Source organism: Aquirufa antheringensis (assembly GCF_004307425.1).
GTDB classification, from domain to species: Bacteria; Bacteroidota; Bacteroidia; order Cytophagales; family Spirosomataceae; genus Aquirufa; species Aquirufa antheringensis.
In genome coordinates this window covers 1-13,607 of record NZ_SEWZ01000004.1, presented here as the reverse complement: position 1 = coordinate 13,607, position 13,607 = coordinate 1, and the positions used below count along the sequence as shown (strand labels likewise).

12 protein-coding genes are annotated in these 13,607 nt (G+C 43.2%); 8 read left to right on the top strand and 4 right to left on the bottom strand.

Annotated elements, in window-relative coordinates:
- Nucleotides 1-136: 136 nt before the first annotated feature.
- From EWU21_RS08645 to EWU21_RS08630, 4 genes are read left to right on the top strand one after another with little or no spacing between them, the layout of a single operon-like run.
- Nucleotides 137-1,444, top strand: coding sequence for a glycoside hydrolase family 30 protein (locus tag EWU21_RS08645; RefSeq protein WP_236633206.1), 1,308 nt, complete (start codon nucleotides 137-139; stop codon nucleotides 1,442-1,444).
- Complete coding sequence (locus tag EWU21_RS08640) at nucleotides 1,441-2,805, top strand: Gfo/Idh/MocA family protein (RefSeq protein ID WP_130896548.1); 1,365 nt, start codon at nucleotides 1,441-1,443, stop codon at nucleotides 2,803-2,805. The genes EWU21_RS08645 and EWU21_RS08640 overlap by 4 nt, the downstream gene beginning before the upstream one ends.
- Complete coding sequence (locus EWU21_RS08635; RefSeq protein ID WP_161566500.1) at nucleotides 2,805-5,270, top strand: PIG-L family deacetylase; 2,466 nt, start codon at nucleotides 2,805-2,807, stop codon at nucleotides 5,268-5,270. The genes EWU21_RS08640 and EWU21_RS08635 overlap by 1 nt, the downstream gene beginning before the upstream one ends.
- The gene (locus EWU21_RS08630) at nucleotides 5,267-7,327 is read left to right on the top strand and encodes a penicillin acylase family protein (protein WP_130896544.1); all 2,061 of its coding nucleotides are present in this window, start codon (nucleotides 5,267-5,269) and stop codon (nucleotides 7,325-7,327) included. The genes EWU21_RS08635 and EWU21_RS08630 overlap by 4 nt, the downstream gene beginning before the upstream one ends.
- Before the next feature lies 1 nt (nucleotide 7,328).
- Here the strand turns inward: EWU21_RS08630 and EWU21_RS08625 are convergent, their stop codons facing one another.
- The 3 genes from EWU21_RS08625 to EWU21_RS08615 are packed head-to-tail and all read right to left on the bottom strand — an operon-like array spanning nucleotide 7,329 to nucleotide 9,905.
- Entirely contained in the window at nucleotides 7,329-7,676 is a 348-nt protein-coding gene (locus tag EWU21_RS08625) for a hypothetical protein (protein ID WP_130896542.1), read from the bottom strand.
- A 49-nt stretch (nucleotides 7,677-7,725) separates the two neighbouring features.
- Nucleotides 7,726-8,538 (bottom strand): ThuA domain-containing protein, encoded by an 813-nt coding sequence (locus EWU21_RS08620; protein ID WP_130896540.1) that lies wholly within the window; start codon nucleotides 8,536-8,538, stop codon nucleotides 7,726-7,728.
- Nucleotides 8,535-9,905: a M20/M25/M40 family metallo-hydrolase gene (locus EWU21_RS08615; protein WP_130896538.1), complete on the bottom strand. Its 1,371-nt coding sequence runs from the start codon at nucleotides 9,903-9,905 to the stop codon at nucleotides 8,535-8,537. The genes EWU21_RS08620 and EWU21_RS08615 overlap by 4 nt, the downstream gene beginning before the upstream one ends.
- 219 nt (nucleotides 9,906-10,124) lie before the next feature.
- Between EWU21_RS08615 and EWU21_RS08610 the strand changes: the two genes are divergently transcribed.
- The 3 genes from EWU21_RS08610 to EWU21_RS08600 all read left to right on the top strand — a co-directional run bounded on the left by EWU21_RS08610 (nucleotide 10,125) and on the right by EWU21_RS08600 (nucleotide 11,862).
- Nucleotides 10,125-10,844, top strand: coding sequence for a DUF4197 domain-containing protein (locus EWU21_RS08610; RefSeq protein ID WP_130896536.1), 720 nt, complete (start codon nucleotides 10,125-10,127; stop codon nucleotides 10,842-10,844).
- Between the two features lie 76 nt (nucleotides 10,845-10,920).
- The gene (locus tag EWU21_RS08605; RefSeq protein ID WP_130896534.1) at nucleotides 10,921-11,532 is read left to right on the top strand and encodes a pyridoxamine 5'-phosphate oxidase family protein; all 612 of its coding nucleotides are present in this window, start codon (nucleotides 10,921-10,923) and stop codon (nucleotides 11,530-11,532) included.
- Nucleotides 11,533-11,568: 36 nt separating this feature from the next.
- Nucleotides 11,569-11,862, top strand: a complete 294-nt coding sequence (locus EWU21_RS08600) for a DUF3817 domain-containing protein (protein ID WP_130896532.1) — start codon at nucleotides 11,569-11,571, stop codon at nucleotides 11,860-11,862.
- A gap of 207 nt (nucleotides 11,863-12,069) precedes the next feature.
- Here the strand turns inward: EWU21_RS08600 and EWU21_RS08595 are convergent, their stop codons facing one another.
- Nucleotides 12,070-12,429 (bottom strand): hypothetical protein, encoded by a 360-nt coding sequence (locus EWU21_RS08595; RefSeq protein WP_130896530.1) that lies wholly within the window; start codon nucleotides 12,427-12,429, stop codon nucleotides 12,070-12,072.
- A 64-nt stretch (nucleotides 12,430-12,493) separates the two neighbouring features.
- Here EWU21_RS08595 and EWU21_RS08590 point away from each other — a divergent pair, with 64 nt between their 5' ends.
- Nucleotides 12,494-13,306 carry a competence protein CoiA gene (locus EWU21_RS08590; RefSeq protein WP_130896528.1) on the top strand — a complete coding sequence of 271 codons (813 nt, stop codon included), beginning with the start codon at nucleotides 12,494-12,496 and terminating at the stop codon, nucleotides 13,304-13,306.
- The last annotated feature ends 301 nt before the right edge of the window (nucleotides 13,307-13,607 follow it).

Genomic DNA, 13,607 nt, shown 5'->3' with positions numbered 1-13,607 from the left:
GGGATTTAGTCCGGAGCAATTTCCCAAATCAGACTTTGGACTTTGAACTTTGGTCTTTGGACAACTATAAACCGCCCCTCAAAAAGGCGGTTTATTTTTTTGTAAATAATCGATACCTTTAATGAAATTTAAACCTATGAAAAAACTAGTGCTGCTGCTAAGCTTGCCTCTTTTCTGTTTTTCCCAAGCGGAGTTGTACCTAAGTCAACCTAAACAGAAATCCTTTTTTCAAAAGACCGAAAATCTCTATTCTGATTTCAGCGGAGCGAAGATTACGGTACACCCAGAACAGACCTTTCAAAGCATCGATGGATTCGGATTTACCTTAACCGGCGGTAGCGCTCAATTAATTCAGCAATTAGAACCCACCAAAAAAGCGGCTTTGTTACAGGAATTATTTGGACCCAATGGAATCTCCGTTCTAAGAATAGGTGTGGGTGCAACCGATCTTGATGCAACCGTATTTTCCTACGAAGACAAGCCTAAAAAATTCAGCTTAGAACCCTCAAAAGCCGATTTGATTCCCGTTTTACAACAAATAATTGCCATTAATCCCGCGATAAAATTGATGGCCACACCTTGGTCTCCACCCACCTGGATGAAAGATAATGGGGAGAGTAAAGGTGGATCTCTTTTGGAAAAACACTATATAACCTATGCGAATTACCTCGCAAACTACATTCAAGCGATGGAGAAAGAGGGAATTCCTATCTGGGCATTAACGCCCCAAAACGAGCCCTTACACCCAGGAAACAACCCCAGCATGTACATGAGCTCGCAGATGCAGGCGAATTTTATCAAAACAGCCTTGGGTCCTGTATTCAAAAAGCGAAAAATCACGACCAAAATCATCGTATACGATCACAATTGCGATCATCCAGAGTACGCCATAGATCTTTTAAATAATGCGGATGCAAAACAATATGTGAGTGGTTCAGCTTTCCACTTGTACAATGGGGATATCTCAGCCTTGAGCAAAGTGAAAGCGGCGCATCCGGATAAAGACCTCTATTTTACCGAGCAATGGACGGGATACAAAGGGGATTTTACAGGTGATTTCATGTGGCACGTTAAGAATGTCATCTTAGGTGCGGTGAATAATCATGCGAAAACGGCCATTGAATGGAATTTAGCGAATGATCCTAGCTATGGGCCACATACACCTGGCGGTTGCACTGAATGCTTAGGTGCGCTAACCATCTCAGGTCAGGATATTATTCGAAATCAATCGTATTATATTGTTATGCAAGCAGCGCGATTTGTTCCAGCTGGCTCCATACGCTTAGGAATCGATGTGCCGGAAGGAATTCAGGCGGCGGCATTTAAACGGCCAGATGGAAAAACAGTGTTATTAGTCCAAAACGAGGGCCGTAAAAAGAATCTGAGCATTGAAAAACTAAACCTAGAAATACCGGCTGAATCAGTCTTAACAATCATCCTATGAAAAACTTTAACATTAACCGCAGACATTTTATGAAAGGGGCATCGGCTGCTTTGGCTTTGTCTACTTTTGGCGCTTATGGATTAGATTTAGTGAATCCCGCACGTCCTTACCGAGTGGCTCTTATAGGCACTGGCTGGTATGGAAAGAGTGATTTATTCCGTCTGATGCAGGTCGTTCCTGTAGAAGTGGTAGCCTTGTGTGATCCGGATCGAAATATGTTAACAGAAGCTGGTAAGCTTGTAGCAGCCCGTCAAAAATCACGCAAAACGCCTAAGTTATACGGGGATTACCGCCAATTATTGAAGGAAAATGAACTAGACATCGCCCTTGTAGGAAGTCCAGATCATTGGCACGCATTACAGATGATCGATGCCGTGAAGGCCGGGGCACACGTCTATGTGCAGAAGCCTATTTCAGTCGATGTGCTGGAAGGCGAGGCGATGGTCGCTGCCGCCAGAAAATACGGCAAAACGGTTCAAGTGGGTACACAAAGAAAAAGTACACCACACCTGATTCAAGCGAAAAAAGAAATCATCGACAAAGGATTATTAGGCAAAGTGGCGCACGTAGAAATGTATTGCTATTACCACATGCGCAATAATGGTAATCCGCCAGTCCAGGCCGTTCCAGACTATTTTGATTACGAAATGTGGACCGGACCAGCGCCTTTGCGTCCTTATGATGGTTTACCACACACGCGGTGGTGGAGAACTTTCGAGGAGTATGGCAATGGAATTATGGGCGATATGTGCATCCACATGTTTGATACAGCGCGCTGGTTACTCGATTTAGGTTGGCCTAACCGCGTGAGTTCAGAAGGTGGTATTTATGTCCAAAAAGAGGGCAAATCGAACATCCCTGACACACAAACAGCCGTTTTTGAATACAATGGATTGAACTGTGTTTGGCAACATAGAACTTGGGGAACAGCTCCAGACCCGGAATATCCATGGGGCTTAACCATTTATGGAGAAAAAGGAACCCTGCGAATGAGCACCATGAAATACGATTTCACGCCTACGGATCCGAAAAGCGAGAAGTTGCACGGTGAAGTGGTGTATGAAAAAGAAAAATATCCGGAGGATCTAAAAGAGGATCGCATTGAATTAAATGCGGCACCAGCTACGCGTGGCCACATGCTCGATTTCTTAGCCGCGATCGATAAAGGTTCAAAACCCATTGCAGACATCGCTGAAGGACATATTTCTACGGCATCCTGTATCATTGCGAATCTTTCGATGAAACTAGGACGACCACTTTCTTACGATCCTGGTACAAAAACCGTGTTAAATGATCCAGAAGCTACCGCTCTGTTAGCGAGAAATTACCGTGGTCCATGGAACCGAAACATGCTGAACTAATGAAAAGAATCATTCTTTTTGCCTTGCTATCACTTCCTGCATTTGCACAACAACGCACCTCTGCCCAATTAGGAGAAGATTTGCAGAAATTACGGGTGCTTGGCTCTGTGTTGCATGTGGCAGCACATCCGGACGATGAAAGTACGCATATGTTGACGTGGTTCGCCCAGCAACAACATTGGGAGACGAGCTATTTTGCCTGTACAAGGGGAGACGGCGGCCAAAATCTCATCGGCGACGAGCAAGGTGTTCCTTTAGGATTAATCCGAACACAAGAATTGTTAGCCGCTAGGAGAATTGACGGGGCGAATCAATATTTTTCGCGTGCGTTTGACTTTGGCTTTTCGAAGTCGACGGAGGAAGCTTTGGTGTTTTGGGACAGGCAACTGATTCTATCGGACTTAGTCTGGGTGATTCGAAAAACACGTCCTGATATCATTTTCACGCGCTTTCCACCGGATGCACGGGCTGGACACGGGCATCATTCTGCCTCCGCGGCACTGGCCATTGAAGCCTATAAAGCAGCCGCAGATCCCAAGATGTTCCCAGAACAATTGAAAAAGGGAGTGGACGTGTGGCAGGCGAAACGCTTATTGTGGAACACATTCCGTTTCCCGGGTTCGACGGGAAATTCGACTATTTCTGACTCTCAGTTCAAAGTAAACATTGGCGATTATCTGCCCTTTTTAGGCCAAAGCACCGGAGAACTAGCCGCCTACAGCCGTAGCCAGCATAAATCCCAAGGTTTTGGCTTTGCTGTGGACCGCGGAAGAAGCACGGAATACTTCGCCACTTTAGGCGGTGAGGCTCCCAAAGAATTCTTGTGGGATGGGGTAGACGCCTCGTGGAATCGCGTGAATTCGAACATCGATGCGCTTATCACTCCCATCATCAAAGCGTATAACCCAGCGAAACCTTACGAGAGCATTTCGGCTCTGATCAACTTAAAAAAATCCATCCAAGCGCTACCTAAAAGCCCATGGACCGAGAAGAAATTAAATGAAATCAATACCTGGGTAGTGAATGCCGCCGGGATTTACCTCGGAGCCACAACTTCTCAAGGCATTGTTGCAGTTGGCGAAAAACTGCCGATTAAGACGGAGTTTATCGTTCGCGCACCTATACAGGTAGAAAAGGTGCAGATTTCTTTCGCAGGAATGGATTCGACCATCCATGGAACCTTAGAACCCTATAAAAAGTATCCTTTCCATCGCGTAATAACGGCCTCCGCGCCTATCACACAACCTTATTGGATACAAGAAGCGAAAGCTACAGGACATTTTAATGTCAGTGACCAGCAAAAAATCGGTCAGGCGAAAGTAGATCCTGCCTATACGGCTAAAGCCACTTTTCTGATTCAAGGGGAAGTATTTTCCCTAGAGAAACCGGTACAAGAATTGATCATCGACCCGGTAAAAGGAGAAATCTTGCAGCCTATCTCAGTGACTCCTAAAACGGTCTTTCGCTTAAGTTCTAACGTGGTATTATTACCTAAAGGCAGCAAGACAACAAAAACGATTCAACTATCCATCACGGCATTAGCCGCTTTAAAGCCTGGCCGAATGGAGGTGAAGTCGGGAGCATCGGTTTTGGCAAACATCACATTAAAAGACGGAATGAAAGCAGGGGAGAAGCGGGAATGGCCTGTCTCTTTCAACGAGGCAGTCGTACCTGACGGAAAAATAACCAGCAACCTCCAATTACATATTTACGCTGGGAGCGAAAACTGGATCGATTCACTCGACTTGCAAACCATTGAATACCCACACATTCCGACCCAACGCTATTTTACACCAGTGAACTTGAGCTTATTGCACATCGACTTCGCGAAAAAAGGTAATCGCTTAGGCTACATCAAAGGCGCTGGCGATAAGGTCCCAGAGGCATTAAAGCAGATGGGATACGAGGTCGACTTCTTAGGCGAGAAAGACTTAACGGCAGCGAATCTGCAGAAATACGATGCGGTGCTTACCGGTGTGCGTGCTTACAATACCAATGACTATTGGGAAAACGCTTATCCTGAGATCATGAAATACATCGAGAATGGCGGCAATTATGTCGTTCAATACAATACGGCCAGTTTCTTAGGGCCTATGAAGTCGAGTATGTCGCCTTATCCCTTGCTGGTTTCACGTAACCGGATTACAAAAGAAGAAGCGAAACCCGCATTCCTTTTGCCGTCGCATACGCTCCTCAACAGCCCAAACAAAATCAGCGAAACAGATTTCCAAGATTGGATCCAAGAACGCAGTGTTTATACAGCGGAGACCAATGATCCACATTTCGAATTTCCTCTCGGGTTTACCGATCCGAATGAAGCAGAAAACAAGGGAAACATCGCTGTGGCGAAATATGGAAAAGGGCAATTCATTTATACCGGATTGGTTTTCTTCCGGGAATTACCGGCTGGCGTTCCAGGCGCCTACCGTTTACTAGCTAACTTACTAGCAAAACCTCAACAATGAAATTAAAACTACTAGCTCTTTGCCTTTTTACTTTTTGGGCAAATGCCCAGCAACAGCCGATTATCCGCAAGGACAAAATAACGATCGCACGCGATTCTTACGGGGTTCCACACATATTTGCGCCTACAGATCCAGAAGTAGCTTATGGTTTAGCCTGGGCGCATTCAGAGGATGACTTTAAGACGATTCAGACGCTTATTCTAACCGGTAAGGGCAAGTTAGGCACACACCTTGGCAAGAAAGGCGCGCCGGTGGATTTTGTTTTTGGCTTATTGAATACGCGCAAAGTGGTGGATCAACAGATCAAGGCGATGGATCCTCGCTTTCTGCAATTAGTGCAGGGCTACCTGATGGGGCTAGAAGCCTATGGGAAGGCACATCCATCGGAAGTGGTGAACAAGCACGTATTTCCTATTGCGATAGAAGATTATATAGCGACGACGATGTTTTCGGTGGCTATTTTCTGTGGAGTGGATAAGGCTTTGCCCAAAATCCTCGATGGCTCCATTCCCTCGCTTCCCGGCTTTACGGGAGAAGGGAGTAATGCCTTTGCCATTAAGAGCTCGAAATCGGCTACTGGCGAGCCGATGTTAGTCATTAATGCGCATCAGCCCATCGAGGGCGCTACGGCTTTCTATGAGGCTCATGTGCAATCGGAGGAGGGTTGGAATATCTTGGGTGGTTTGTTCCCTGGCGGTCCATTGATCTTCCACGGGGTGACACCTAATCTCGCTTGGGCACATACGGTAAATTTCCAGGACAAAATCGACGTCTATCAATTGAAGACGGACAAAGCGCATCCGGGTCAATACGAGGTGGATGGCGAATGGCTTCCTTTAGTGAAAAGAAGAATAAAGCTGAACATCAAAGGGATTCCTTTCTCGGTCTCTAAGATGGCCTACGAATCGATTTATGGCCCTACGGTGAAATCGCCCAAAGGTGGCTATTTCTCCTTACGTCTTCCGTCCTTAATGGACGCCGGCGCTCTTCAGCAGTGGTATGCGATGAACCGCTCTACGAACTTCACGGAATTCAAGGCGGCGTTAAACCAGAATCACCTGCCTATGTTCAACATCATGTACGCAGATAAGGAGGACAACATATTCTATATCTCGAATGGGAAGATGCCGTATCGTAATGCCAAATACAACTGGGCCTCCACCTTGCCAGGAAATACGCGGGAGACGCTTTGGCAGAAGTTCAAACCGCTGAATGAATTACCTCAGCATTTGAATCCTGCAGCTGGGTATTTGTTTAACACGAATCACTCGCCCTTTATGGCGACGGCCGTTAATGAGAATCTAAATCCAGCGAACTACGATAAATACGACGGATACGAGACCTACCACAATAACCGTTCACAGCGGGCTAAGGACTTAATTGATACTTACGACAAAATAGGTTGGGAAGATTTAAAGCGCATCAAGTTCGATCGTCAATTACCAGCGAAGATTTTATATCCCTATGGATACGATGCTTCGGTGCTATTTACGCTTGATGCGGCTAAATACCCGTCCTTAGCGACTATTATAAAGGAATTGAAAGAATGGGACCATGTGACCAATATCGAAAGTATAGGCGCTTTGTATTATAACATCGCGTATTATGGGGCCTCTAAAATACGTAAAAACGCATCGAAAGATCCCTTAACAGAATCGGAAGCAGTCGAGCTAACGCAGTACGTGCACGATTTCTTACTGAAGCACTACGGCCGCTTGGACGTGACGCTAGGGGAGTTCCAACGCCTGAAAAGGGGAGATCAAGATTGGCCACAAGCGGGAATGCCAGATGTGTTAGCGGCAGTTATGTCTGAGCCTATGGGTGAATCACAACGTAAGATGAATTCAGGCGATGCCTACATCGGTTTTGTGAAGTTTCCCAAAGGCGGAGGTTTGCCGCTGATTGAGACGGTGAATACTTTTGGCGCTAGTTCGCATCCGGATTCGAAACATTTCGCAGATCAACGCGAACTTTACCAGGCTCAGAAGACGAAGGTGATGACTTTAGATAAAGCGGAAATACTGAAAAATGCGGAACGTATCTATCAGCCGGAATAAATTATAAGGAATCAGTCACCACAGGCTGATCATCGGGTTCGTGGGTATTTCGGCCATCGGTCGGAATACCATCCCCAATTACCTCGTAACTAAGCTGATCTCCCGCACGGGTTACCTCCAGATTGTACAAGAAAGTACCCTCTGGCTCTTTGGTTTTCAATATACCTGTATAGAGCGAATCACTCTTTTGAACTAAGGAAACATCTAGGACACTTACACCTGTAACCTGCTCTTTTTGAAGATTTTGTAACCACAATTCACGCACTTCGCCCTCGATTTCAGCAGAGGTTTTTTTACACGAATTTAAGATGAACACGGAGGCCAAAGCCACTATAAATACTCTAATCATGGTGCAAAAATGGGCATTTTTCGCGAAAAAAGGAAAAAGAAATCCCAATTTAAAACCTCAACCCATCATCTTTACCCGTCGAGAAAGCCTTCGAGTAATCGATTTTGCGAACCTGACCTGCGATGTAATTGATCCCTTGCAACAAGTGGTTTAAGTAGGTCGGTTCTTGGTAGTTTTCTTTCGCGTGGCCTAGGGTGGTGACCCAGATGTGTCCGCCTTGGAAGTGTTGGGTCCAGACCGCTGGGAAATAGTCCCCATAGACGCCTTTGTGTTTTGTGATGAGTTCTTTTTGAGACGGATCTAAGGTAGTCACGTCATGCATCATTAGTGTTTGGATGCCGGGGTAAAGTTCAAAGCCAAAATAGCATTCGTCTTCCTTCGTCCATTTTAATGGGACTCCTTGTAGGGAAGGGTGGGATGGGGCGATGTTGATGACCGAGAAAGGCTGGAACTTGGCGTGCCAGGAGAACGTTTCGCCTACCATCGATTTGAACCAGCTCCATTTGCGTTCTGTGCCCGTTACCGAGTGCACGCCCACGAATCCGCCACCGGCTTCGATGTAGCGGCGGAAAGCGACGCGCTGGGCGTCTGTGTCGAAGACGTCGTTGTTAGTGGAGGTGAAGATGATGACTTTGTATTTGGCCAAATTCTGTTCTTCAAACACCACAGGATCAGCAGAAACATCCACTTGAAAGTGATTTTCAGAGCCTAACTTCTGAACTGCGGCTACCGCAGAGGGTATATTATCGTGCACGTAGCCAGGGCCATTTTTCGTGTACACAAGAACCGAATAAGAAGTCTTTTGCGCGAATGATGCGAAAGATGCAAAAGCAAAAAGCAGAAATAATGTCGTTAATCTCATTTTACGCCGTATTTATCAATTAAATAGATGATGGCTGCCATGTTCACGGCACCTAAATGTAATTCTCTTTTGTTTACGTTTTCGAACACGTCCGTCTTTGCATGGTGTAAATCGAAATAGCGTTGGCTGTCAGGGATAAGTCCCGCTAAGATGGATTCTTTATTGATACCGGCCATAGGAGCAATGTCCGTACCGCCACCGCCAAAAGTAATCTCAGAACCGTAAGGCTTTAATAGGGGAGTCCACGTTTGAAATCTAGCGAATTGAGCAGGAGGGGCTGTAATTCCGATGGAACGAGGAGTGAAGCCGCCTTCATCACTTTCAATGACAAAAATGTGGTTCTCTTTGTTGATTTTGGCTTGGTTCGCATATTCCTTGCCACCACGCGCGGCATTTTCTTCATTAGCGAATAGGACAAAACGGATGCTACGTTTTGGTTTGTAGTTTAACGCTTTCATAACGCGTAATACTTCCATCGTTTGGACGATGCCGGCGCCGTCGTCGTGTGCGCCCTCATTTACGTCCCAGCTGTCTAAGTGACCGCCTAAGGTGATGTATTGGTCTGGGAATTCAGATCCTCGGATTTCTGCAATTACGTTGTTGTCATCCGCATCTGGAAGGAAGAAACCGTAAGTTTGTACTTGGGCTTTGATGGTTCCTTTTTTGGCCAAAGAATATAGCATCTTCGCATCATTCGGACCTAAAGCCACCGCTGGAATCTTCGGATATGCTTCATCATAGACCATCACACCGGTATGCGGCTCATTATCCGGTGCCGTGCTCAGTGAATGAATTAACACCGCCACCGCACCATATTTCGCGGCTTTACTCGCACCAGAACGGCGAAAAGCGCCACTCTCGCCATAAGCCTTAAACGTCTGAATTTTTGTCGGATCAAAAACACTGTGGAAATACACAATCTTGCCTTTCACCTCTTCCTTATGCTTCTCTAATTCCTCGAAACTAGCCACTGCGACCACTTCCGCCTCGATTAATCCATTCGAACCTAGGGAATTCCCTAAGGCCAAAGCCGCCAATGGCTGCATTCTCGCCTCCCCATTCACCCCCGTAATCGCCACAAAATCATTCCCTCCACGCTTCCAATTCGGTGTTTTCACCGGCTGCAAGAACACTTTATCTGGACCCATCGCCTCTAAACTTTTCTTACCCCAAATCACCGCATTCTGCGCCTGTGGAGAACCGGCTAAACGCCCGCCAATCTTTTTGGTTAACTCATACAATAAGTCATAAGCCTTTCCGTTCGTCATAATCTCATCAGACATTTTCTTGATAAAGAGACTATCGACATTGGATTGTGCGTTAGAAAAGAGGGGAAGGAGTAATAAGGGTAGGAAACGAAATTTCATAGACAGTTAATAAAAAGTGTGTTTAAAGATAGTAATTATTCGGTAAATTTAGTTGCTAGTCGATAGTCACTAGTCGAAAGTCGATAGTCACTAGTCGATAGTCACTAGTCGATAGCCGATAGTCGATAGCCGATAGTCGAAATATTTCATATGGTCATCCCTGCAAGGGATACCAACTTTATTCTTTGTGCTTTATGCTTTATTCTTTAAATTGATATCATGAAAAAATTCCTAATCCTGTTATTATTGTTTTCAATACAGTCCAAAGCCCAATCCTTCCAAGGCATACTCAAAAAAGCCACCGAAATCGCTTCCGGCGCCACTAAAACAGGCTTAAGTTCAGATGATATTGCCAATGGCCTCAAAGAAGCCTTAGCTGTAGGAGCCGAAAAAGGCTGCGCAAACCTCGCAAAACCAGATGGATTCTTCAAAAATGCTGCCTTAAAAATCCTTATGCCACCAGAAGCTGCTAAAGTCGAAAGCACCCTCAGAAGTGTGGGCTTAAACCAATTAGCGGACGATTTCATCCTTAGTATGAACCGCGCGGCAGAAGATGCTTCCGCTACCGCCGCACCCATCTTTGTGAACGCCATCAAACAAATGACCATCACAGATGGCATCAACATTCTACGTGGCGATGAAACAGCAGCTACTTCTTATTTGCGCTCAAAGACCACCGATAATTTGAAATCGACCTTTAATCCTATCGTAAAAACGTCCTTAGACAAAGTAAACGCCACCAAATACTGGGAAAAGGCTATCACAGCTTATAATGCGATTCCGTTCAGTAATAAGAAAATCAACCCTGATCTAAGTGCCTATGTAACAGAAAAGGCGATGGAAGGAATCTACAGCGAAATAGCAAAACAAGAAAAAGATATTCGTGCGAATCCAATGGCACGGACGAGTGAGTTGTTGAAGCGAGTGTTTGAAAAGTAATGGTAAATGGTGAATGGTAAATGGTGAATGAGATGTTTTCATAACAATACCCTTACTCCCTTGTTAAACTAATCGTATGGAAAATAATAGAATCAATTACATCGATTATAGTTTAACCGATCTTGAACAGGATTGCTGGAATAGATTAGTCACTGGAGCCACTAAAAGCAGAAATCCTTTTCATACGCCATGCGTGGCTACTTTGGCTAATGGCGAAGTGAATATGCGGACGGTTGTTTTACGTAAGACTTTGCCTACAGAAAGAGAATTGCGTTTCCATACGGATATCAGAAGCCCTAAATGGAAAGAGTTAATACATAATCCTTCTATAAGCGCGCTATTTTATGATTCCGAAGAGCGCATTCAATTACGCCTAAAGGGGAAAGCTTTTTTACATCACACAGATGATTTGACGGCCAAAGCCTGGAAAACCACCTCTCTATCCAGCAGAAAGTGTTACTTAACGCAACATAGCCCATCCAGTTTTGCAGATTCATCTACAAGCGGACTACCAGAAGACATCGAACAAGAGAACTTTACGCTAGCAGAAAGTGAGTCGGGCTACACGAACTTTGGCATCGTTTCCATTCATGTTCAATCCATCGATTGGTTGTGGTTGAATCATGCGGGACACAGAAGAGTTTTCTTTGATTATGAGGAGGGGAGTTTTCAGTGGATGGTGCCTTGAGTTGGTTTTTCACACTCTATCAATTAAATTTCAACTATGATTAATAATTTATTGAAAACAGCAGTAGGCAGACTACGCATTATCGCATTTTTAGAAGGTTGCTCGTATTTGCTTTTGGGTTTTACGATGATTTTAAAATACAAATTTGGTATTCCACAGCCTAATTACGTGGTGGGTTTAGCACATGGAATTCTATTTGTCCTTTATATCGTTTTAGTGCTTCAAGTTTCGTTTTTACAACGATGGAACTTAGTGAAAATCTTTTGGGCTTTTATTGCTTCACTCGTACCTTTTGGAACTTTTTATGCAGACAAAACAATTTTCAGATAATTGTTTACACCATAAAACCTAACGATTGCACTCGTTTATCTCGTATTTAGAGGAGCAAAAAAAAACACCATCTATATTGAAATAGATAGTGTTTAATTTTTAAGAAGTGATCCCGCTGGGGCGTTTTAATTTATATTAACTCGCACATATACACGCATTTATAAGCTATTTGGTATTCCTCAACCCAAAGTCGAGCCACAATCTCTATTAATGATCATTATTTACTTTTCGCATAATCAGAATAATACCAAAAGACCCACCTGTACCCTGGTAAGAGCCAACGATGTCACGAGACTCTACAAGTTCATATTTCTGATCAGCCATAAAGTTTAATATAGCAGCATAAGACTTCTTGTTATTTAGTATATCAGAATAACTTTTCCCAAGCTCGATCTGTTCTGGGGCATCACCTAAATCCACTTCAACACTAAGTTTTTTTGATAACGCTTTACCCATTACAGTGAGATATGAGTAAGAATATGTTGGGGAAAGATTTTTGACAAAGTCTTGAGAAAATGATGATTGACTTAAACAAATTAACAAGGTAATTAAAAGTAATTTTGGCATATAAATTGAGATTTAAGTTCTAATAAAGTTATTATTTAATTCTAAAAAAAGTAAATTTATTTATATGCAATACGCCCTAGTAAACCAAGTTCGTGCTCAAGCCCAAAAAGGGCTTGAAGGAGTATGTGAGCTGTGTAATGGCAAGGTTATAGCTAAGTGTGGAGATATAGTTGTTCACCACTGGTCACATTATAATCGAAAAGAATGCGATAAATGGTGGGAATCTGAAACTTTATGGCATCGTGATTGGAAGAATAAATTCCCTGAAGAATTTAGAGAGATAAGTTTTAAAAATGATTCAACAATGGAAATCCACAGGGCAGACATTTATACACCTGATGGACTAACAATAGAATTCCAACACTCTTCTATTACAAAAGAAGAAAGGATATCACGTGAAAAGTTTTATAATAACTTAATCTGGGTTGTGGACGGAAGTAGATTAATCAATGATTATAAACGCTTTAAAAAGAAGTCACATTATTTAACAATATATTACAAAGACAAAAAGGACATTTTCGAAGTTTCAAATATTGAAGATTTATTACCATCTTTTTGGATAGATTGTACTGTTCCAGTTGTTTTTGATTTTATGCCAATTACCAATAGCATAGAATTTTGTTCTTCAAAAGGATTTCTTTATTGTCTATTCCCACAAAGGGTTGGTCGTAATGCAATCCTAGCAAAATTCAGTTCTGTATCTTTCATCCAATCTATTATTAATGGAGAATGGAACAAAAGATTCAGTATTTTAATGGATGAATTAAAGAAAGATGATTTAGATAAAAGGAATGCTGAAGAGATCATTAGACTTCAATTAGAATTAACTGAAAATAAGGCAAACAAAATTCCTAATAAGAGGCATTGGAGATTTTAGTTTAATAAAGTAACAAATTGAATAAGCTCAAAAATCAATTCTGATCATCGGATAGTCTATATAGAATCATATATATTTCTATAATACACTTAAAATCAACTGATTAATCGATACTACTTTCAGACAATTCTAAAATCAAGCCAAAAACATATTTAAACCTTCAAAATTGGCTTATCCTCATCCAGCAATAATTTATTATTCATTTTAACCACTCCATGCTTTAAAATAAGGTCTACCCACTTTAAGACTTCATCCTTCTTCACCTTATTTACATATCCATTCTTTATACCAAACCTTATCC